This window comes from Nocardioides sp. Soil805, from assembly GCF_001429625.1.
Lineage (GTDB): Bacteria > Actinomycetota > Actinomycetes > Propionibacteriales > Nocardioidaceae > Nocardioides.
The window spans coordinates 325,487-345,431 of record NZ_LMSU01000001.1 but is presented as its reverse complement, the minus strand read 5'-3'; the positions used below and the strand labels follow the sequence as shown (position 1 = coordinate 345,431).

Annotated in this window: 21 protein-coding genes; 20 read left to right on the top strand and 1 reads right to left on the bottom strand. The window is 72.7% G+C overall.

The genetic code is table 11. The features are described 5' to 3' along the window. Positions 1-41: 41 nt before the first annotated feature. From ASG94_RS01770 to ASG94_RS01670, 20 genes are all read left to right on the top strand, one after another. A complete protein-coding gene (locus ASG94_RS01770; RefSeq protein ID WP_442938475.1) occupies positions 42-1,496 on the top strand; it encodes a UDP-N-acetylmuramoyl-L-alanyl-D-glutamate--2,6-diaminopimelate ligase in 1,455 nt (484 codons plus the stop codon). Further along, positions 1,493-2,875, top strand: a complete 1,383-nt coding sequence (locus tag ASG94_RS01765) for a UDP-N-acetylmuramoyl-tripeptide--D-alanyl-D-alanine ligase (protein WP_056924720.1) — start codon at positions 1,493-1,495, stop codon at positions 2,873-2,875. Before ASG94_RS01770 ends, ASG94_RS01765 begins: the two co-directional genes overlap by 4 nt. Further along, positions 2,872-3,984, top strand: a complete 1,113-nt coding sequence (gene mraY, locus ASG94_RS01760; protein ID WP_056924719.1) for a phospho-N-acetylmuramoyl-pentapeptide-transferase — start codon at positions 2,872-2,874, stop codon at positions 3,982-3,984. Before ASG94_RS01765 ends, mraY begins: the two co-directional genes overlap by 4 nt. Positions 3,985-4,051: 67 nt before the next feature. Beyond that, positions 4,052-5,524, top strand: coding sequence for a UDP-N-acetylmuramoyl-L-alanine--D-glutamate ligase (murD, locus tag ASG94_RS01755; RefSeq protein WP_056924718.1), 1,473 nt, complete (start codon positions 4,052-4,054; stop codon positions 5,522-5,524). 22 nt (positions 5,525-5,546) lie between these two features. Next, positions 5,547-6,845, top strand: a complete 1,299-nt coding sequence (ftsW, locus tag ASG94_RS01750; RefSeq protein WP_082623867.1) for a putative lipid II flippase FtsW — start codon at positions 5,547-5,549, stop codon at positions 6,843-6,845. A 27-nt stretch (positions 6,846-6,872) separates the two neighbouring features. Then, the gene (murG, locus tag ASG94_RS01745) at positions 6,873-7,943 is read left to right on the top strand and encodes an undecaprenyldiphospho-muramoylpentapeptide beta-N-acetylglucosaminyltransferase (protein ID WP_056924717.1); all 1,071 of its coding nucleotides are present in this window, start codon (positions 6,873-6,875) and stop codon (positions 7,941-7,943) included. Continuing rightward, a complete protein-coding gene (gene murC, locus ASG94_RS01740) occupies positions 7,940-9,358 on the top strand; it encodes a UDP-N-acetylmuramate--L-alanine ligase (protein WP_056924716.1) in 1,419 nt (472 codons plus the stop codon). The genes murG and murC overlap by 4 nt, the downstream gene beginning before the upstream one ends. Then, entirely contained in the window at positions 9,351-10,115 is a 765-nt protein-coding gene (locus ASG94_RS01735; protein ID WP_056926217.1) for a cell division protein FtsQ/DivIB, read from the top strand. Before murC ends, ASG94_RS01735 begins: the two co-directional genes overlap by 8 nt. Positions 10,116-10,458: 343 nt before the next feature. Beyond that, on the top strand, positions 10,459-11,691 hold the full coding sequence (gene ftsZ, locus ASG94_RS01730; RefSeq protein ID WP_056924715.1) for a cell division protein FtsZ: 1,233 nt from the start codon (positions 10,459-10,461) through the stop codon (positions 11,689-11,691). Between the two features lie 3 nt (positions 11,692-11,694). After that, the gene (locus tag ASG94_RS01725; RefSeq protein ID WP_056924714.1) at positions 11,695-12,384 is read left to right on the top strand and encodes a polyphenol oxidase family protein; all 690 of its coding nucleotides are present in this window, start codon (positions 11,695-11,697) and stop codon (positions 12,382-12,384) included. After that, positions 12,381-13,073, top strand: a complete 693-nt coding sequence (locus tag ASG94_RS01720; RefSeq protein WP_327152766.1) for a YggS family pyridoxal phosphate-dependent enzyme — start codon at positions 12,381-12,383, stop codon at positions 13,071-13,073. Before ASG94_RS01725 ends, ASG94_RS01720 begins: the two co-directional genes overlap by 4 nt. A gap of 61 nt (positions 13,074-13,134) precedes the next feature. Next, complete coding sequence (locus tag ASG94_RS01715; RefSeq protein ID WP_056924713.1) at positions 13,135-13,620, top strand: cell division protein SepF; 486 nt, start codon at positions 13,135-13,137, stop codon at positions 13,618-13,620. Positions 13,621-13,629: 9 nt separating this feature from the next. Further along, positions 13,630-13,920, top strand: coding sequence for a YggT family protein (locus ASG94_RS01710; protein ID WP_056924712.1), 291 nt, complete (start codon positions 13,630-13,632; stop codon positions 13,918-13,920). 122 nt (positions 13,921-14,042) lie between these two features. After that, the gene (locus tag ASG94_RS01705; RefSeq protein WP_056924711.1) at positions 14,043-14,825 is read left to right on the top strand and encodes a DivIVA domain-containing protein; all 783 of its coding nucleotides are present in this window, start codon (positions 14,043-14,045) and stop codon (positions 14,823-14,825) included. A gap of 173 nt (positions 14,826-14,998) precedes the next feature. After that, positions 14,999-15,817: a TraR/DksA family transcriptional regulator gene (locus ASG94_RS22300; RefSeq protein WP_082623865.1), complete on the top strand. Its 819-nt coding sequence runs from the start codon at positions 14,999-15,001 to the stop codon at positions 15,815-15,817. Continuing rightward, positions 15,790-16,347: a signal peptidase II gene (gene lspA, locus ASG94_RS01690; protein WP_056924708.1), complete on the top strand. Its 558-nt coding sequence runs from the start codon at positions 15,790-15,792 to the stop codon at positions 16,345-16,347. The genes ASG94_RS22300 and lspA overlap by 28 nt, the downstream gene beginning before the upstream one ends. Beyond that, positions 16,344-17,282, top strand: a complete 939-nt coding sequence (locus ASG94_RS01685; protein WP_056924707.1) for an RluA family pseudouridine synthase — start codon at positions 16,344-16,346, stop codon at positions 17,280-17,282. The genes lspA and ASG94_RS01685 overlap by 4 nt, the downstream gene beginning before the upstream one ends. Further along, positions 17,272-17,997, top strand: coding sequence for a GNAT family N-acetyltransferase (locus ASG94_RS01680; protein WP_082623864.1), 726 nt, complete (start codon positions 17,272-17,274; stop codon positions 17,995-17,997). Before ASG94_RS01685 ends, ASG94_RS01680 begins: the two co-directional genes overlap by 11 nt. Beyond that, on the top strand, positions 17,994-18,566 hold the full coding sequence (locus tag ASG94_RS01675; RefSeq protein ID WP_056924705.1) for an AAA family ATPase: 573 nt from the start codon (positions 17,994-17,996) through the stop codon (positions 18,564-18,566). Before ASG94_RS01680 ends, ASG94_RS01675 begins: the two co-directional genes overlap by 4 nt. Continuing rightward, entirely contained in the window at positions 18,556-19,011 is a 456-nt protein-coding gene (locus ASG94_RS01670; RefSeq protein WP_156411373.1) for a hypothetical protein, read from the top strand. Before ASG94_RS01675 ends, ASG94_RS01670 begins: the two co-directional genes overlap by 11 nt. Before the next feature lie 113 nt (positions 19,012-19,124). Here ASG94_RS01670 and ASG94_RS01665 read toward each other — a convergent pair whose 3' ends face one another. After that, a complete protein-coding gene (locus ASG94_RS01665; RefSeq protein ID WP_156411372.1) occupies positions 19,125-19,937 on the bottom strand; it encodes an HNH endonuclease signature motif containing protein in 813 nt (270 codons plus the stop codon). Positions 19,938-19,945 lie beyond the last annotated feature (8 nt).

The following is a 19,945-nucleotide window of genomic DNA, read 5'->3' as shown; positions in this document are numbered from 1 at the left end:
TCGTCACGCGACTGGCCGACCTGGCCGACTGGCTCGGCACCCTGACCCCCGACCCCGTCGACGTGCGCCGTGAGGGCGACCTCGCGGTCGAGGTCTCCGGCATCTCGCTGAGCACCCAGCGCGTGGTCCCCGGCGACCTGTACGCCGCCCTCCCGGGCTCGCGCGCGCACGGCGCCGAGTTCGCGGACCGGGCCCTCGCCGCGGGAGCGGTGGCCGTGCTGACCGACGAGGACGGTGCGTCCCGCCTCCCGGCCGGCACCCCCGCGCTGGTCGTCGAGCGGCCGCGTGCCGTGCTCGGTTGGTTGGCGGCGCGCGTCCACGGCGATCCCGCCGCCGACCTCACCGTGATCGGCGTGACCGGCACCCAGGGCAAGACCACCACCACCCGGCTGCTGGAGGCTGGCCTCGAGCAGGCCGGCGTACCCGCGTCGGTCGTCGGCACCGTCGGCACCCGCATCCGGGGCGTGGACGTGAAGACCTCCCTCACCACCCCCGAGGCGCCCGACCTGCACGGGCTGTTCGCGGTGATGCGCGAGCAGGGGGTCGTCGCGTGCGCCATGGAGGTCTCCAGCCACGCCCTGGTGATGGGCCGGGTCGACGGCGTGGTCTTCGACGTCGCCACCTTCCTCAACCTCGGACGCGACCACCTCGACTTCCACCCGACCGTCGAGGACTACTTCTCCGCCAAGGCCTCGCTGTTCACCCCCGAGCGCGCGCGCCGGGGCCTGACCAACGTCGACGACGAGCACGGCCGCCTGCTGCTCGAGCGGGCCACGATCCCGATGCAGACCTTCTCCACCGAGGGCCGGGACGCCGACTGGCGCGCGGTCGACGTCGAGCTGGCCGGGGACGGCGCCCGGTTCACCGTCGAGGGGCCCGACGGCCTGCGGGTCGACGCCGGGGTCCCGGTGCCGGGCGCCTTCAACGTCTCCAACGCGCTGGCGGCCATCGCCTCGGCGGCGACGGCGGGCCTCGACCCGCACCGGGTCGCGCGCGGCATCGCCGAGGGCGGGGGAGTGCCGGGCCGCCTCGAGCGGGTCGACGTCGGCCAGGACTACACCGTGGTCGTCGACTACGCGCACAAGCCGGACGCCGTGGAGGCGGTCCTGGCGACCCTGCGCCCCCTGACCGACGGGCAGCTGGTCGTCGTGCTCGGGGCCGGCGGGGACCGGGACCCGGGCAAGCGGTCGATCATGGGCGAGATCGCCGCCCGCCTCGCCGACGTCCTCGTGGTCACCGACGACAACCCCCGCACCGAGGACCCGGCCGCGATCCGGGCCGCCGTGGTGGCGGGCACCACCGGTGGTCGCGCCGAGGTGGTCGAGATCGGCGACCGGCGGGCCGCCATCCGCGACGTCGTACGCCGCGCGCGCCCCGGCGACGTCGTGCTCATCGCCGGCAAGGGGCACGAGACGGGCCAGGAGGTCCACGGCGAGGTCCATCCGTTCGACGACCGCGTGGTCGCCGCCGAGGAGATCGGGCGGGCCCGCCGATGATCGAGATGACCCTCGCCGAGATCGCCGAGGTCGTGGGCGGCGTCGCCCACGGCGAGGCCACCGTCACCGGCGGCGCGTTTATCGACACCCGCACCCCCGAGCCCGGCGGCCTCTTCGTCGCGATCGAGGGCGAGCGGGTGGACGGCCACGCGTACGCCGCCACGGCGCGCGAGGCGGGCGCGGCCGCGGTCCTCGGCAGCCGGCCGACCGAGGTCCCGACCGTGGTGGTCGACGACGTCGTCCGCGCCCTCGGGGTGCTGGCGCGCCACGTCGTGGACCGGCTCCCCGACACCACCGTGCTGGCCCTCACCGGCAGCCAGGGCAAGACCGGCACCAAGGACTACCTCGCCCACGTGCTGGAGGCCGCCGGCCCCACCGTGGCGACCCGTGGCAACTTCAACAACGAGATCGGCGTCCCGCTCACCGTCCTCCGCGCCACCGAGGAGACCCGCTACCTCGTCGTCGAGATGGGGGCCCGGGGGATCGGCCACGTCGGCTACCTGTGCACCGTCGCGCCGCCCTCGGTCGCGGCCGTCCTCAACGTCGGCACGGCCCACATCGGGGAGTTCGGCAGCCGCGAGGCCATCGCGCAGGCCAAGGGCGAGATCGTCGAGGCACTGCCCGCCGACGGCACCGCCGTGCTCAACGCCGAGGACGCGCTCGTCGCGGCGATGGCCGAGCGCACCGTCGCCCGGGTCTCCACGTTCGGTCCCGCCCCGGCCGACGTCGCGGTCAGCGACATCACCAGCGACGAGCTCGGCCGCCAGTCCTTCGACCTCACCCACCGCGGGTCCGGAGCGACCGTGCACCTGGCCCAGGTGGGCGCCTTCCAGTGGCGCAACGCCGCCGCCGCGGCCGCGATGGCGCTGGCCGCAGGGGTCGACCTCGACACGGTCGCCGACGCGCTGGCCGACGCGCGGTCGGCCAGCCGGTGGCGGATGGAGGTCACCGAGCGCGCCGACGGGGTGGTCGTGGTCAACGACGCCTACAACGCCAACCCCGAGTCGATGGAGGCCGCGCTGGAGTCCTTGCACGTCATCGGCCAGCGGTCCGGGCGTCGTACCGTCGCCGTCCTGGGGGAGATGCTCGAGCTCGGCCCCGACGCCGATCTGGCCCATGCCCGCGTGGGCGCCTACGCCCGCTCGGTCGGCATCGACGTGCTGGTGACGGTGGGAGCCGCCGCGGCCGGGACGGCGGCCGGGTTCGGTGGTGAGGCGATCATCACGGCGGGGCGTGACGAGGCACTGCAGTGGTTGCGGGAGAATGTCTCGGCCGCCGACGTCGTCCTGGTGAAGGCGTCGCGGGGGGCGGCCCTCGAAGTCGTCGTCGAAGCACTGTTGGCCCCCGACCCGGGTGGCACCGAAGGGAGCAACGCATGAGAGCGATCCTGCTCGGTGGCGGGCTCTCGCTGCTGATCTCGCTCATCGGCACCCGTTACGCGATCAAGGTGCTGGCGCGCCGCGGCTACGGCCAGGAGATCCGCGACGACGGGCCCACGACCCACCACACCAAGCGCGGGACGCCCACCATGGGCGGCATCGTCATCATCCTGGCCACGGTGGTCGGCTACTTCGGCGCCGCGCTCATCACGCTGCAGGTGCCGTCGGCCTCCGCGATGCTGCTGCTGTTCCTCTTCGTCGGACTGGGCACCGTGGGGTTCCTCGACGACTTCATCAAGATCAGCCGGCAGCGCAACCTCGGCCTGCGCAGCCGCGCGAAGATGATCGGGCAGACCGTGATCGCGGTGGTGTTCGGCTTCCTGGCGCTCTCGCCCGCGTTGGAGGACGACCGGGGCCGCACGCCCGCGTCCGACCACATCTCCTTCATCCGCGACTACGAGGCGTTCGCGCTGCCGACCATCGTGGTCATCGTCCTCATCTGGTTCTTCGTGACCGGCTTCAGCAACGCGGTCAACCTCACCGACGGCCTCGACGGCCTGGCCACCGGGTGCAGCATCCTGGTCTTCGCCGCCTACACGCTGGTCAACATCTGGCAGAACTCGCAGTCCTGCGCCCTCGAGGCCGGCCCCAAGTGCTACGAGGTCCGCGACCCGCTCGACCTGGCGGTGGTGGCGGCGGCGATCACGGGGGCCTGCTTCGGCTTCCTGTGGTGGAACGCCTCCCCGGCCCAGATCTTCATGGGCGACACCGGCTCCCTCGCACTGGGAGGCGCCATGGCCGGCTTCGCGATCATGACCCGCACCGAGCTCCTGCTCGTCATCATCGGCGGGCTGTTCGTCGCCGTCACCCTCTCGGTGATGATCCAGGTGTCCGTGTTCAAGGTGAGCCGCGCCAGCGGGGCGTTCCGCGCGGTCTTCCGCGTCCAGCCGGGCCACCGCGTCTTCCGGATGACGCCCCTGCACCACCACTTCGAGATGCTCGGGTGGGAGCAGGTCACCATCGTCATCCGCTTCTGGATCATCACCGGGCTGTGCGTCGCGGCGGGGATCGGCGTCTTCTACGCCGAGTGGGTCGCGGGCATCGGATGAAGCACCCCATGACGTCCTCCGTCTCCTCCGCTGCGCTCCTCCGACGCACGACGCCCCGGGGACCCCGATGAACCACCCCGACCCCGCCCGCCTCGGCCGTCGCGACTCCTGGGACGGCGTGCGCGCCGTCGTCGCCGGCTTCGGCGTCTCAGGCTTCGCCGCCGCCGACAACCTGCTCTTCCTCGGCGCCGACGTGACCGCCCTCGACGAGGCCACCAGCGACGAGAAGGCCGAGAAGGCCACGCTCCTCGAGAGCCTCGGCGGGCACATCCGCCTCGAGCCCGGCGCCACGGCGACGCTGCCCGACGACGTCGACGTGCTCGTCACCTCGCCCGGGTGGCGCCCCGACGCGCCGCTGCTCGCCCAGGCCGCCGCCCGCGGCGTACCCGTGTGGGGCGAGGTCGAGCTCGCCTGGCGGCTGCGCGACACCGACGACGCCGGGCGCGCGACGCCCTGGCTCGCGGTGACCGGCACCAACGGCAAGACCACCACCGTGCAGATGCTCGACTCGATCCTGCGCGCCGCCGGCCTGCGCAGCGCCTGCGTCGGCAACGTCGGGCGCCCGATCGTCGAGGCGGTCATGGACCCCGAGCCGTACGACGTCCTCGCCGTCGAGCTGTCCAGCTTCCAGCTCCACTACACGCACTCGATGGCCGCGGAGGCCGCCGCCGTGCTCAACGTGGCGCCCGACCACCTCGACTGGTACCCCGGCGGCATGGGCGACTACGCCGCCGACAAGGGCCGGGTCTTCGAGCGGGTCAGCCGCGCGTGCGTCTACAACGTGGCGGATCCCGAGACCGAGCGCCTGGTCGCGGCGGCCGACGTGGTCGAGGGGGCGCGGGCCGTCGGCTTCACCCTCGGGATGCCGTCGGTCGGCATGGTGGGCGTGGTCGAGGACATCCTCGCCGACCGCGCCTTCATCGAGGAGCGCGCGACGAGTGCCGCCGAGCTCTGCACCATCGGCGACCTGGCGTCCCCGGCACCCCACTTCGTGGCCAACGCCCTGGCGGCCGCCGCGCTGGCCCGCTCGCACGGCGTCTCGCAGGAGGCGGTGCGCGACGGGCTGCGGGCCTTCCGCCCCGACGGGCACCGCATCGCCCACGTCGCCGAGCACGGGGGAGTCACCTGGATCGACGACTCCAAGGCCACCAACCCGCACGCCGCCCAGTCGTCCCTCCAGGCCTACGACCCGGTCGTGTGGATCGCCGGCGGGCTGGCCAAGGGGGCCCGCTTCGACGACCTCGTGCAGGCCGTCCGGGGCCGGCTCCGGGGTGTCGTGCTCCTCGGCGCCGATCGGCACGTCGTCGCCGACGCCCTTTCGCGACACGCGCCCGATGTTCCCGTCATCGAGATCGGCGACGGGGAGACTGGGGACCCGATGGAGCGCGTCGTCGACGCGGCTGCCCGGCTCGCCCGCGAGGGCGACACCGTGCTGCTGGCGCCGGGATGTGCCTCCATGGACATGTTCGCCAACTACGGCGCCCGTGGTGACGCCTTCGCCGCCGCGGTCCACCGCCGGATCGAGGGACCCGGCAGCTGAGCCGGGGGGAGGGACCGCCGCGATGACCACCCTGTCCCCGGACGCGGCGCCCGCGGCGAGCCCGGGCGAGGCGGCCCCGAGGGGTTCCGCGCGCGGCCTGCCCCGCCTCCGTGCCCCGCACGCGCTGCCCGGCGTGCGTGGCTTCCGCAGCCTGCGTGACGCGCTCGACCGCCCCCTCTCGTCGTACTACCTGCTGCTCGGCGCCTCCACCCTCCTGCTCACCATCGGCCTGATGATGGTGCTGAGCTCGTCCAGCGTCGACGCCTACAAGACCACCGGCGACTCCTACGCGATCGTCAAGCGCCAGCTGATGTGGGTGCTGCTGGGACTGCCGTGCGCCTTCATCGCGTCGCGGATGTCGCCGCGGTGGATCCGCCGCATGGCGTGGCCGGCGTACATCGTCTCCCTCTCGCTGCTGCTGCTGACCGCCTTCCTCGGCGTCGAGCGCAACGGCAACCAGAACTGGCTGGCCGTCGGGCCGCTGGCCATCCAGCCCTCCGAGGTCGCCAAGCTCGGCCTGGTGCTGTGGGCGGCCAACATCTACGCCCGCAAGGAGCGCCGGCTCGGCCGGGTGCACGAGATCATGATCCCGGTCGTGCCCGGCATGCTGATGGCCACCGGGCTGGTCATCCTGGGCCGCGACCTCGGCACCGCCCTGGTGCTCTTCGCGATCCTGCTGGGGATGCTCTGGGTGGTGGGTGCCCCGCCGCGCTTCTTCGTGCTGAGCATCTCGATCATCGGGGTCGCGGTGATCTTCCTGGCCGCCATGGACACCGAGCGGCTCCAGCGGATCACCAACTTCTCCGACCCGTTCAAGGACTACCTCGACACGGGCTGGCAGCCCGCCCACGGCCTCTACGCGCTCTCCACGGGTGGGTGGTTCGGCCAGGGCATCGGCGCCTCCACGCAGAAGTGGGGCGGCCTGCCCGAGGCCCACAACGACTTCATCTTCGCCGTGCTCGGCGAGGAGCTCGGGCTGGTCGGCACCCTGCTCGTCATCGGCCTGTTCTTCACGATCGCCTTCGCCGCGATCCGGATCGCCTCGCGCACCGCCGAGCCGTTCGTGCGCTACATGTCCTTCGGCATCGTGGTGTGGCTGCTCGGCCAGATGATCATCAACGTGGGCATGGTCCTGGCCGTCATGCCGGTCATCGGCATCCCCCTCCCGCTGGTGTCGTACGGCGGGTCGGCGCTGCTGCCGTCGCTGGTCGCCCTGGGCCTGCTCGTGGGCTTCGCGCGGCGCGAGCCGGAGGCCGCCGCGGCCCTGGCCGCGCGCCGTCGCAACCGGTCGGCGGGGCTGTCGGCTCCGGCCGCGCGCTGACCCGGCACCGGCGATAGGTTTGTCCTGATGCGCGTACTCCTCGCCGGCGGTGGCACCGCCGGCCACACCTCGCCCCTGATCGCCACCGCCGACGCCCTGCGGCGGCTCGACCCGACCGTCGAGGTCCACTGCCTCGGCACCCCCCGCGGGCTGGAGAACACCGTGGTCCCGCGGGCGGGCTACCCGCTGCACCTGGTGCCGCCGGTGCCGCTGCCCCGCAAGCCCTCCGGAGAGCTCCTGCGGGTGCCGCTGCGGCTGCGCGACGCCGTACGCCGCACGCTCGAGGTCTTCGACACCGTGCAGCCCGACGTGGTGGTCGGCTACGGCGGCTACGTCTCGGTGCCCGCCTACCTCGCCGCGCGGCGGCGTGGGGTGCCGGTGGTCGTGCACGAGCAGAACGCCCTGCCCGGCCTGGCCAACAAGCTCGGGGCCCGGCTCGCCGAGCGCGTCGCGGTGAGCTTCAACGGGACGCCGCTGCCGAAGGCCGAGTACGTCGGCCTCCCCATCCGCCGGATGATCTCCACGCTCGACCGGGCCGCTGCCCGGGACGGGGCGCGACGGTTCTTCGGCCTCGACGCCGACCGGCCCACGCTGCTGGTCACCGGCGGCTCCCAGGGCGCGCGCCAGATCAACCAGTCCGTCTCCGCGGCCGCCGAGGCGCTCGCCGCCGCCGGGGTGCAGGTCCTGCACGTCGTCGGACCGAAGGGCGAGGCCGACCCCGTGCCCACCGACGTCCCCTACAAGGTGCTCGACTTCGTCGACCGCATGGACCTCGCGTACGCCGCCGCCGACCTGGTGGTCTGCCGCTCCGGTGCGTCCAGCCTCACCGAGGCGGCCGCGGTCGGCCTGCCGGCCGTCTTCGTCCCGCTGCCCATCGGCAACGGCGAGCAGACCCTCAACGCCCGCACCGTCGTGGACGCCGGGGGAGCGCTGATGGTCGGCAACGACGCGCTGACCCCCGAGTGGGTCCGGGCCACGATCCCGACGCTGATGGGTGATCCCGACCGCCTCGCCCGCATGGGTGCGGCGGCGGCCGCGCTCGTGCCCCGCGACGCCGACGAGGCGCTGGCGCGCATCGTCCTCGAGGTCGCCCGATGAGGGTGCCCGTCCCCGACGTGCTGCTCCCGGCCCAGGCGCTGGGGAGGGTCCACTTCACCGGGATCGGGGGAGCCGGCCTGTCCGCGATCGCCCGGATCATGGCCCTGCAGGGCGTGCCGGTGAGCGGCAGCGACGACCAGGACACCCCCTTCCTGCCGGCGCTGCGCGAGGTCGGCGTCACCTGCCACCTCGGCTACGCGGCCGAGCACCTCGCGGACGCCGACACGGTGGTGGTCACCACCGCCGCCCGCGAGGACAACCCGGAGGTGCTCGCGGCCCGCCGCCGGGGACTGCGCGTGCTCCCGCGCTCGGCCGGCCTTGCCGCCGTGATGGCCGGCCACCGTGTGCTGGCGGTCGCGGGCACGCACGGCAAGACCACGACCACCGGCCTGCTCACCAGTGCGCTGGTCGCGGCGGGTGCCGACCCGACGTACGCCGTGGGCGGTGTGCTCACCGCGACCGGTCGCAACGCCGACGCCGGCACCGACGACCTCTTCGTGGCCGAGGCCGACGAGAGCGACGGCGCCTTCCTGGTCTACCGGCCCCACGCCGCCATCGTGACCAACGTCGAGGCCGACCACCTCGACAACTGGGGCACCGAGGAGGCCTACCACGCCGCCTTCGAGGAGTTCGCCGACACCATCGACCGCGACGGCTTCCTCGTCGTGGTCGGCGACGACCCCGGCGCCGCCGCCCTGGCGACGTACGCCCGCTCGCACGGCCTCGAGGTCGTCACCGTGGGCGAGGGGGAGACGTGCGACCTGCGCCTCGTCGACCTGGCCTTCGAGGGCTCGACCTCCCGCGGCCGCGTGCTGCGCGACGGCGTCGTCGTCGGCGACCTGGTGCTGGCCATCCCCGGTCGCCACTACCTGCTCGACGCGCTGGCCGCGCTGGCCGTCGGGCTGCGCCTGGGGTACGACGCGCCCCGGCTGCTCTCCGGGCTGGCCGGCTTCACCGGCACCGGTCGGCGGATGGAGCTGAAGGGCGAGGAGGCCGGCGTACGCGTCTACGACTCCTACGCCCACCACCCGGTCGAGATCGCCGGGGACCTCCAGGCCGCCCGTGCCGTGGTCGGTGACGGTCGGCTGGTGGTGGCCTTCCAGCCGCACCTGGTCTCCCGGACCCGGATCTTCGGCACCCAGATGGGGGTCGCGCTCGGCGCGGCCGACGAGGTGGTCGTCCTCGACGTCTACCTCGCCCGCGAGGACGCCGACCCGGCGGTCACCGGGGCGCTGGTCGCCGACGCCGTGCCCCTCGACGCCCAGCACGTCGTGTTCGAGCGCGACTTCGACGCCGTGCCGGCGGCGCTGGCCGCCCGGGCCCGCCCCGGGGACCTCGTGCTGACCCTCGGCGCCGGGAGCATCACCGAGCTCGGGCCCCGGGTCCTCGACCTGCTGCGGCGTGACCATGGCTAGCGCGACCAGCACCCGGCCCACCGACGAGGAGCGCCGCGAGCAGCGCGACCGGCAGCGCTTCGCCCGGCGGCAGCGGGCGCGTCGCTGGATGCACTGGCGGGTCCTCGTCGCCGCGTTCGTGGTGCTCGCGCTGGTGGTCACGTCGATCTGGCTGGTCTTCTTCTCCGCCGTCCTGTCCGTCTCCAAGGTGGACGTCGAGGGCAACCGGCTGCTCGGACCGGACCGGATCCGCGCGGTCGCCGACGTGCCGATGGGCGAGCAGCTCGCGCTCGTCGACCTCGAGGCGATCTCGCGCCGGGTCGCGGCCCTGGCCGAGGTCTCGGACGTCGACGTCACGCGGTCGTGGCCCGACGGGGTCTCCATCGACGTCACCGAACGCACCGCCGTCGCGGTCGTCGAGCTCGGCGGCCAGCTGCGCGGGCTCGACGCCGACGGGGTCGTGTTCCGCGACTACCGGACCGCGCCCAAGGGTCTGCCCCGGGTGCGACCCACCACGTCCACCGGCGCGGACGCGCTCGCGGAGGCCGCGGGTGTCGTCGCCGTCCTCCCCGCGGAGCTCGCGGCGCGGGTCGACCACGTCGAGGTCCAGACGATCGACCAGATCACGCTGGTGCTCCGCGACGGGCGCCAGGTGCTGTGGGGGAGCGCGGAGCAGTCCGAGCTCAAGGCACGGGTGCTGCCGCAGCTGCTGGCCGCGCAGCGCGCCCAGGTGTACGACGTCAGCGTCCCCGAGAGCCCGATCACCCGGCCCAGCTGAGGCCGCCCCGCCTCGCCCTTCGGGCCGGCGCGCCCGGACCGCTCGGTCCGACTCGTCCGGCCGGTCCGGCTCGTCCAGGCGGTGCCCACGACCCGACTCGATCGGGGACGCGGAAATTCGCAGTGGCGTGGGCGTGTCGGCGACATCCGTCCTTGCGCCCTGCCTATGGTCTTCTGCAACGCGAGGTTGACATAACTATAACCCTCAGGTTCACGGTTAGAGTTCCGGGTTTCCGAGGGCACCACGGTCGACCAGCACGACAACCCAGCACGACAACGCAGCACGACAACCCAGACTTCGATCCGGCACCCGGCCGGACCAGACCCGAGAGAGGCCTGCAGCCGTGGCAGCAGCACAGAACTACCTGGCGATCATCAAGGTCGTGGGTATCGGTGGAGGCGGCGTCAACGCCGTCAACCGGATGATCGAGGTCGGCCTCAAGGGTGTCGAGTTCATCGCGATCAACACCGACGCCCAGGCCCTCCTGATGAGTGACGCCGACGTCAAGCTCGACATCGGTCGCGAGCTCACCCGCGGCCTCGGTGCCGGCGCCAACCCCGACGTGGGCGCCAAGGCCGCCGAGGACCACGCCGACGACATCGAAGAGGTCATCAAGGGCGCCGACATGGTGTTCGTGACGGCCGGCGAGGGCGGCGGCACCGGCACGGGCGGCGCGCCCGTCGTGGCCCGCATCGCGCGCTCGCTGGGCGCCCTGACCATCGGTGTGGTCACCCGCCCCTTCGCCTTCGAGGGCCGTCGTCGCGCCAACTCCGCGGAGGAGGGCATCAGCCAGCTCCGCGAGGAGGTCGACACCCTCATCGTGATCCCCAACGACCGGCTGCTGTCGATCACCGACCGCAACGTGTCGATCCTCGACGCCTTCAAGCAGGCCGACCAGGTGCTGCTCCAGGGTGTCTCGGGCATCACCGACCTGATCACCACCCCGGGCCTGATCAACCTCGACTTCGCCGACGTCAAGTCCGTCATGGCCAACGCCGGCTCGGCCCTCATGGGCATCGGCTCGGCCCGTGGCGACGACCGCGCGGTCCAGGCAGCCGAGATGGCCGTCTCCTCCCCGCTGCTCGAGGCGAGCATCGAGGGCGCGCACGGCGTGCTGCTCTCCATCGCCGGCGGCTCCGACCTCGGTCTCTTCGAGATCAACGAGGCCGCGGCGCTGGTGTCGCAGTCGGCGCACGCCGAGGCCAACATCATCTTCGGTGCGACCATCGACGACGCCCTCGGCGACGAGGTGCGGGTGACGGTGATCGCCGCCGGGTTCGACGGCGGGATGCCGAAGCGTCGCTCCGAGGGCAACGTGCTGCGACCCCAGGCCCCGGTGCAGACCCAGGCCGAGACCCGGGCCGCCGCCCAGCAGGTCGCCTCCCAGCGGCCCGCGACGCCGGCGCCGACGAGCTTCGAGCCCTCCCGGCCCGCGGCCCAGCCGACCCAGCAGTCCGCGCCGCCCGCGCAGCAGCCGTCCCAGCAGTCGGCCCCCGCGCGCCAGGAGCCGAGCCGCCCGAGCCGTCCCGTGCAGTTCGACGACGACGACCTCGACGTCCCGGACTTCCTGAAGTAGCACGTGTTCGCTTTCCGCGACTCCCGTGAGGGCGACGTCTCCCGGCTCCGGGTGGACGTCGCCTTCACTGATTCCTCCCTCGACCTCCAGGGGCTCCGGGAGGACTTCCCCGAGCTGCTCGCGCGGGTCGAGGACACCGTCGGCGTACCGCTCGCCCGCCTCTCGCAGGTGCACGGCGACGAGGTGCTGGTGGTGGACGCCCCGATGCCGCTCGGCGCGGTGCCCGACGGCGACGCGCTGGTCACCACGACGCGTGGCCTGGGGCTGATGGTCCGGGTCGCCGACTGCGTGCCGGTCGTGCTCGCCGACGCCGAGGCCGGCGTGGTGGGCGCCGTCCACTCGGGCCGCCCGGGGATGGTCCTCGACATCGCCACCCGCACCGTCGAGGTGATGCGCGCCCAGGGGGCCACGGACCTCGTCGCGTGGCTGGGACCGCACGTGTGCGGCTCCTGCTACGAGGTGCCCGAGCAGATGCGGGCCGAGGTCTGCGAGGTCGTGCCCGAGGCGTACGCCGAGACGTCCTGGGGGACGCCCGCGCTCGACATCGGCGCCGGCGTGCGCGCGCAGCTGGAGCGGGAGGGCGTCGAGGTGGTCGACGTCGCGGGCTGCACGCTCGAGGAGCGCGGCCTGCACTCCTACCGCCGCGACGGCGCCGCGGCGGGACGCTTCGCCGGCCTGGTGTGGCTCTCGTGAGCCGCGCCGAGGACGTCGCGGCCCGCCTCGCCGTCGTACGCCGTCGCATGGCGGACGCGTGCGCTGCCGCAGGTCGCGGGCCGGACGAGGTGTCGCTCGTCGTGGTGACCAAGTTCTTCCCGGCCTCCGACGTCCGGGTGCTCGCCGACCTCGGGGTCACCGACGTGGGGGAGAACCGTCACCAGGAGGCGTCCGAGAAGGCCGCCGAGTGCGTCGACCTCGGCCTTCGGTGGCACTTCATCGGGGCCCTGCAGAGCAACAAGGCGTCCGCTGTCGCGGCGTACGCCGACGTCGTCGAGTCCGTCGACCGCCGCAAGCTGGTCGCGCCGCTGGCGCGGGGGGCGGGGGAGCGCGTCGTCGACGTGCTGCTCCAGGTGAGCCTGGACCCGCCGGGTTCCGGGCACCGCGCCGGCGCGGACCCGGCCGGCCTCGCCGAGCTCGCCGACGCGGTGGCGGCGACCGAGCACCTGCGCCTGCGCGGCCTGATGGCGGTGGCGCCCCTCGGGCAGGACCCCGACGCCGCCTTCGCCCGCCTGGCCGCGATCCACGCCGACCTCCTCACCAGCCACCCCGGGGCGACGACCCTGTCGGCCGGGATGAGCGGAGACCTCGAGCAGGCGATCGCCCACGGCGCGACACACGTGCGTGTCGGGTCCGCGGTCCTCGGTCCGAGGCCCGCGGTCCAGTAATGTCCACACCAGTCAAGTGGCGCCCGGACCCGGGCGCCCGGTCTACCGAAGGATCTGTCTCATGAGCGGCGCGATGCGCAAGATCGGCGAGTACCTCGGCCTGCTCGAGGACACCGGCCAGTACGACGAGTTCGACGACGAGACCACCAAGCACGACGTGGTCGCCGAGCAGCCCGCTCGCGAGTCCCGGGACCGCCGTCCCGCCCCTGTGTCCGACATCTCCGAGCGCCGTCGTCCGGCCTCGGTCACCCCTGGAGTGGTCGCCGAGTTGAGCCGCATCACCACGCTGCACCCGCGCAACTACAACGAGGCGCGACTCGTCGGCGAGAACTACCGCGACGGCACGCCCGTCATCATGAACCTCTCCGAGATGGACGACAACGACGCCAAGCGCCTCGTCGACTTCGCCGCCGGCTTGATCTTTGCCACGCGTGGCACCATCGAGCGCGTGACCAACAAGGTCTTCCTGCTCTCCCCGCCCAACGTCTCGGTCTCCACCGAGGACAAGGAGCGGATCGCGGAGAACGGTTTCTTCAACCAGAGCTGAGCGTCAGTCGTGAATATCGTCGGCGAGGTCCTCTACGGACTCGTCTGGGCCTTCATCGCCCTGCTGTGGGTCCGCTTCGTCGTGGACTGGGTCCAGGTGTTCGCACGCCGCTGGTCCCCGACGGGCATCCTGCTGGTCGTGCTCGAGGTCGTCTACACGATCACCGACCCGCCCATCAAGGCGCTGCGGAAGGTCATCCCTCCGCTGCGCCTGGGCTCGGTGATGCTCGACCTGAGCTTCCTGCTGGTGATGCTCGGCGCCTACCTCCTCCTCGTCGTGATCCGTTCGGTCTTCTCCTAGGATCCGTGCGAGGGTGACCCGACCCAGCAGCCCCATGGGTCACTGACACTGCGCCGCGCCGTGGCGCTAGTGTGTCCGGGAACAGCCCGGTTTGCCATCAACGTGAAAGTTTGGGTGACGTCATGCCGCTGACGCCTGAGGACGTGAGCAACAAGCGCTTTACGCCCGTGCGCCTCCGCGAGGGGTACGACATGGGCGAGGTCGACCAGTTCCTCGACGAGGTGGAGGCGGAGCTCGCCAGGCTCACCAAGGAGAACGACGACCTGCGGTCGAAGCTCTCCGCGGCCCAGAGCGGCAGTGCGCCGGCCCCGGCCCGCACGCCCGAGCCCGAGCCCGAGCCGGTCAAGGTGGAGGAGAAGCCCGCCCCGGCGCCGACCCCCACCCCGGCCCCCGCCCCCGTGGCGGCCCCCGCCGCCGCTCCCGCGCAGGCCGCGGGTGTCGAGACCATCCGCGTCGAGACCGTCCCGCAGGCCTCCAACGCGGCCGCTCGACTGCTCGAGCTCGCGACGCGCAACGCCGACGAGCTCGTCGACGAGGCCAAGAACGAGGCCGACGAGATCGTCGGTGCCGCCCGCACCAAGGCCGAGCGCCTCGAGGCCGAGTCCAAGACCAAGGCCGACCGCCTCGAGGCCGACGCCCGTCAGCGCTCGCAGATGCTCGACTCCGAGACGGCCGAGCGTCGCCAGCAGATGTTCGGCGACCTGGAGAAGGAGCGCGACAAGCTCAGCAGCGAGGTGGAGACCCTCCGCTCGTTCGAGCGCGAGTACCGCTCCCGCCTCAAGAGCTACTTCACCCAGCAGCTCGAGGCCCTGCAGGGCTCCAGCTCGATCGCCGACATGCCGGCCGACGGTGCTCCGGCGCCGAAGCGCCTGCGCTCGATCCTGGGCGAGGACGAGAACAACTGACCCACCGGGCCGCGCGGCCCGTCGTACGACCTCGAGAGCGGCCGGTTCCCTGTGGGGCCGGCCGTTCTCCACCCCTGTGGGCGAGCCGCTTGGATGGGTCCACGGCCAGGGGCTACCCTCCCTGCCACTGTGTGGGAGACACCACCACACCTCGGCCCCTAGGAGGCCCGCTGATGGCCAGCACCCGCAAGTCCCTCGCCGGTAGTGCTGCAGCCGCGGCCAAGAAGGTGATCGGACGCCGCTCCGCTACCGCTGCCGCCGACGCGGACACCCCGGCCTCCGCGAAGAAGAGCACCGCGAAGAAGACGCCCGCGAAGAAGTCTCCCGCGAAGAAGTCGCCCGCCGCGACGAAGGCCCCGGCCGCCACGGCGCCCGCGAAGAAGGCTCCCGCGAAGAAGGCTCCCGCCAAGAAGGCGCCGGCCACCAAGGCCTCGGCCACGAAGGCGCCGGCCACGAAGGCGCCCGCGAAGAAGGCTCCGGCGGCGAAGACCGCCAGCGCGACGTCCGCAAGCAAGAAGACCGCCAGCAAGAAGACCGTGACGAAGAAGGCCGCCGTGAAGAAGACCGACACCAAGGTGAGCGCCAAGAAGGCTCCGATGTCCTCCCTGGTGGTCAAGGAGGGTGAGGGCTCCTGGACCAAGGCGGAGCTCGACGAGGTCGTCGCCGACCTCAACACCCAGCGCGACAAGCTGGTCCACGTCCTCGACGAGGCCGAGCACGAGCTGGCAGGCCTCATGCGTGACGCCGGCGACGGTGCCGGCCACGACCAGGCCGACATGGGCGCGACGAGCTTCGAGCGCGACCACGAGCTGACCGTGCTCAACAACGAGCGCGAGATGCTGGCCCAGATCGACCGTGCCCTGGGCCGCATCCACGACGGCAGCTACGGGATCTGCGAGTCGTGCGGGGAGCCGATCGGCAAGATGCGTCTCATGGCTTTCCCGCGTGCCACACTGTGCATGACATGCAAGCAGCGCGAGGAGCGTCGCTGAGCTCCAGCGACCCGGGTACCCACGAAGCGACCGCGCGACCCCGCAGGACCTGGGGGCTGTTCGCCCTCGTGGCCGCTGCGGCGTACGCCGTGGACCTGGGCACCAAGCAGTGGGCCCTGGCCAACCTCGACGACGGCGACATCTCCGTCGTCGGTGACTGGCTGGTGCTTCACCTCACCCACAACCCGGGGGCCGCGTTCAGCACCGGCACCGAGTTCACCATCGTCTTCAGCTGCCTGGCCCTCGTCGCCGTGCTGGTCGTGCTGTGGCTCAGCCGCCGGCTCGGCAGCCCGTTGTGGGCCGTGGGCCTCGGGATGCTGTTGGGCGGTGTGGCCGGCAACCTGACCGACCGGATCGTGCGCGATCCCGGTGTCATGCGCGGCCACGTGGTCGACTTCCTGATGCTGCCCAACTGGCCGGTCTTCAACGTCGCCGACATCTGCATCAACGTCGCGGCCGGCGTCATCATCCTCCAATCGTTCCGGGGCGTGACGCTCGCGGGCGGTCGCGTCCGCAAGGACGAGTCGTGAGCGCGTACGTCGACCAGCGCACCGTGCTCGTGCCCGAGGGGCTCGCGGGTGAGCGCGTCGACGCCGCGATGGCCCGGATGTTCGGCTTCTCCCGGACCCGCGCGGCCGACCTGATCGCCGACGGGCACGTGCGCGTCGACGGCGGCGACGTCGGCAAGAGCGACCGGCTGCACGCCGGCTCGCTGCTCGAGGTCTCGATCCCGGCCGAGGCCGACCCGCTCGAGGTGGTCCCCGAGCTCGTCGAGGGGATCAAGATCATCCACGACGACGAGTCCATCGTGGTGATCGACAAGCCGGTCGGTGTCGCGGTGCACCCCTCGCCCGGGTGGTCGGGCCAGACCGTCGTCGGGCACCTCGCCGGTGCGGGCTTCCGCATCTCCACCAGCGGCGCCAGCGAGCGGCAGGGCATCGTGCAGCGCCTCGACGTCGGCACCTCCGGCGTCATGGTGATCACCAAGTCCGAGCACGCCTACTCGGTGCTCAAGAACGCCTTCCGCCACCGCACGGTCGACAAGACCTACCACGCGCTCGTGCAGGGGCACCCGGACCCGTGGCAGGGCACCGTGGACGCGCCGATCGGTCGTCACCCCAAGCACGACTACAAGTTCGCGGTGATGGCGGACGGTCGCCAGTCGGTGACGCACTACGAGACGCTGGAGGCGCACCGTTTCGCCTCGCTGCTCGAGGTGCACCTCGAGACCGGTCGCACCCACCAGATCCGGGTCCACATGTCCGCCCTCAAGCATCCCTGCGTCGGCGACCTCACCTACGGCGCGGACCCGTCGCTCGCGAAGCGGGTCGGGCTGGAGCGGCAGTGGCTGCACGCCGTCAAGCTCGGCTTCGAGCACCCCGAGACGGGCGAGTACGTCGAGTACGAGTCCGGCTACCCCGACGACCTGGCCCACGCGCTCGAGGTCATCCGTGATGCCCACTGAGGTGTCGCTCCGCCTGGCCGGGCCGGACGACCTGCCCGCCGTCGCCGAGCTCCACCTCGCGGCCCGCCGCGCCGCCGCGCCCCACATGCCTCCCGGCGTGCACCCCGACGACGACGTCCGCCGCTGGGTCGGGTCGTGGGACCTCTCGTCGCTCGAGGTGTGGCTGGCCGAGGCCGACGGCACGGTCGTCGGCTTCGCGGGCCTGACCCGCACCTGGCTGGAGTCCCTGTACGTCGATCCCGCCGCCCAGCGCTCCGGCGTCGGGGCTGCGCTGCTCGAGCTCGCCAAGGCGCAGCGCCCCGACGGCTTCGGCCTGTGGGTCTTCGAGGCCAACGTCCCGGCCCGTGCCTTCTACGCCCGCCACGGCCTGGTCGAGCTGGAGCGCACCGACGGCTCGTCCAACGAGGAGCGCGAGCCGGACGTGAGGATGGTGTGGCCCGGCTCGGACCCGCTCGGGTTCTACCGCGCGATGATCGACGAGGTCGACCTGCTGATCGGCGACGCGCTGGCCCGCCGGGTGGCGCTGACACGGGTGGTCCAGGACCACAAGCGTGAGGTGTCCGCCGTCGCCGACCCGGAGCGCGACGCCGCCCGGGAGCGCGACATCGTGGCCCGCGTCGCCGAGCTCGCCCCCGAGCTGGGCGAGGCGCGGGTCGCGCGGATCATGCACGCGGTCATCTCGGAGTCGCTCGACGCGGCCCGCTCCGGCCAGTGACAGCTCGGCTGGTCCACCTCAACGGGGCGCCGGGGGTCGGCAAGTCCACGCTGGCCCACGCGCTGGTCGCGTCGCGGCCCGGCTGGCTCGACCTCGACATCGACCTCCTGCGGAGCCTGGTCGGGGGCTGGGAGGGTGACTTCGTCGCGACCGGCAGCGTGGTCCGTCCCCTCGCCTTGGCGATGATCTCGGCGCACCTCGACGCGGGGCGCACCGTGGTGCTGCCGCAGCTGCTCGCGGACCCCGTCGAGCTGGAGCGGTTCGTCGCCTCGGCCACCGCGGCCGGGGCGGCGTACACCGGGCTCCTCCTCGACCTCCCCGACCCGACACTGGCTGCTCGCTGGCGTGAGCGGGACACGTCAGGACCAGTGACGTCGGCGAGCAACCGCGTGATCGCCGGCGACGGTGGCGACGCCGTGGTGCTGGGGTGGGCGCAGCGGTTGCGCGAGACCTACGCCGCCCGGCCGGACGTCACGACGATCGGCATCGGGGGACTCGACGTGCACGAGGCGCTCGGGCTCGTCGTGGCCGAGATCGACGGCGGGAGGAGTGCGGCCCGTGGATCGTGACGAGGTCCGGCCGATCCGCCGCCCTGCGCCGTTGCCCCCTCGCTCGGCGGGCGACGCCGGGGGCCTGCCCGAGGGAACGCTAGCGTCCACGGACCGGACCACCCGGGCCGGTCAGGTGCTCGCGCTGCTGGACGCCGACATCCGGGGGATGCGGCGGCAGCTCGAGGTCGAGATCCTCGAGGCTCGCGCGACCGGGGCCGACACCGTCGAGGTCGTCTACCGACACCCGTTGTACGACGGCGTCATCGGGTTGCGGCGAGACGTCAGCGAGCAGGACGTCGACCTCGCTCCCGAGGACCCGTACTACGCCCTCGCGGTCAACGAGAGCTCGCCTCGCGAGATGGCCACCATGCTGCGCGTCGAGCTCGAGGAGCCGCTGGGTCGCACTCGCCTCACGCCGGACGCTGCGGGCATCCAGTGGTGGGGGGAGCCCGCCGGCGGCTAGAAGGTCCGCGGCGTACACGCACGTCCACGACGCCTGGTGGGCTTCGGTGGGTCGGTCCGGACGCGCCGGTTACCCCGCCGGGTGCTGCTGTGGCGGGGTGCGGGGCGTGGTGGTCAGAAGTCCGGCGGGTGCACAGTGTGGGGCTCGGGGCAGGCGCGTCCGAGGGGGCGGCTGCCGGTGTGGTCGCGGAGGTAGGTGTATCCCAAGGGACTGGTCCAGGTGAACACGCCGGGGTCGGTCATCTCGTAGCGCCACCGGCCGTGGGTCTTCAACCGATGATGTCGCCGGCACAGGGCGGCGAGGTTGTCGGTGGACGTCGAGCCGCCCTGGTCGGGGTGCTTGTGGTCGTAGGCCACGATGTGGTCGAGGTCGCAGTGCCTCGCGTTGCGGCCGCACCACGGGAACACGCAGGTCCCGTCGCGGACGATGACGTGCTCACGGATCTTGTCGGTCGGCTGGTAGCCCTTGCACTCGAGGCGCTCGCGCAGGTCGATGACGGGCTTGACGATGACCTGGGCGTCGGGGCGTCCGCACCAAGCGCGGATCTGCTCGACCGACAGCACTCGCTGGCCGGCCTGCTCGATCCGCCCGACCTGGAGCACGACCTGCGTCACGGGAGCAGCGGGCTGCGGGGTCCGATGTCCCTCGACCACTGCGTCACCGTCGTCGTCGAAGCCGATGGTGAGCTGGTGACGCGCCAGGTCGCCGAGTGTGGTGGCCCGGCGCCCGTCGACGGTGTCGGTCGACCCGAGACGGGCGAGGTGCTCCGCCCCTGACTTCACCGCCGCGGCGAGGGCGAGGGCGTCGGGGATCTCCAGGCTGGCCTCCAACGACATGGTGCCGTCGTAGGACGTCTGCTGGGTGTCGAAGGTGACGTGCCGCTTGTCCGCGCTCTTCTCCAGCGACTCCTCGACGGCGTCAGGCATGAACCGGA

What these genes read in the sequence shown, in the direction of transcription:
- ASG94_RS01765 (WP_056924720.1), top strand. Translation starts at nt 1,493, where the DNA reads ATGATCGAGATGACCCTCGCCGAGATCGCCGAGGTCGTGGGCGGCGTC.
- mraY (WP_056924719.1), top strand. Translation starts at nt 2,872, where the DNA reads ATGAGAGCGATCCTGCTCGGTGGCGGGCTCTCGCTGCTGATCTCGCTC.
- murD (WP_056924718.1), top strand. Translation starts at nt 4,052, where the DNA reads ATGAACCACCCCGACCCCGCCCGCCTCGGCCGTCGCGACTCCTGGGAC.
- ftsW (WP_082623867.1), top strand. Translation starts at nt 5,547, where the DNA reads ATGACCACCCTGTCCCCGGACGCGGCGCCCGCGGCGAGCCCGGGCGAG.
- murG (WP_056924717.1), top strand. Translation starts at nt 6,873, where the DNA reads ATGCGCGTACTCCTCGCCGGCGGTGGCACCGCCGGCCACACCTCGCCC.
- murC (WP_056924716.1), top strand. Translation starts at nt 7,940, where the DNA reads ATGAGGGTGCCCGTCCCCGACGTGCTGCTCCCGGCCCAGGCGCTGGGG.
- ASG94_RS01735 (WP_056926217.1), top strand. Translation starts at nt 9,351, where the DNA reads ATGGCTAGCGCGACCAGCACCCGGCCCACCGACGAGGAGCGCCGCGAG.
- ASG94_RS01715 (WP_056924713.1), top strand. Translation starts at nt 13,135, where the DNA reads ATGAGCGGCGCGATGCGCAAGATCGGCGAGTACCTCGGCCTGCTCGAG.
- ASG94_RS01705 (WP_056924711.1), top strand. Translation starts at nt 14,043, where the DNA reads ATGCCGCTGACGCCTGAGGACGTGAGCAACAAGCGCTTTACGCCCGTG.
- ASG94_RS22300 (WP_082623865.1), top strand. Translation starts at nt 14,999, where the DNA reads ATGGCCAGCACCCGCAAGTCCCTCGCCGGTAGTGCTGCAGCCGCGGCC.
- lspA (WP_056924708.1), top strand. Translation starts at nt 15,790, where the DNA reads ATGCAAGCAGCGCGAGGAGCGTCGCTGAGCTCCAGCGACCCGGGTACC.
- ASG94_RS01680 (WP_082623864.1), top strand. Translation starts at nt 17,272, where the DNA reads ATGCCCACTGAGGTGTCGCTCCGCCTGGCCGGGCCGGACGACCTGCCC.
- ASG94_RS01665 (WP_156411372.1), bottom strand. Translation starts at nt 19,937, where the DNA reads ATGCCTGACGCCGTCGAGGAGTCGCTGGAGAAGAGCGCGGACAAGCGG.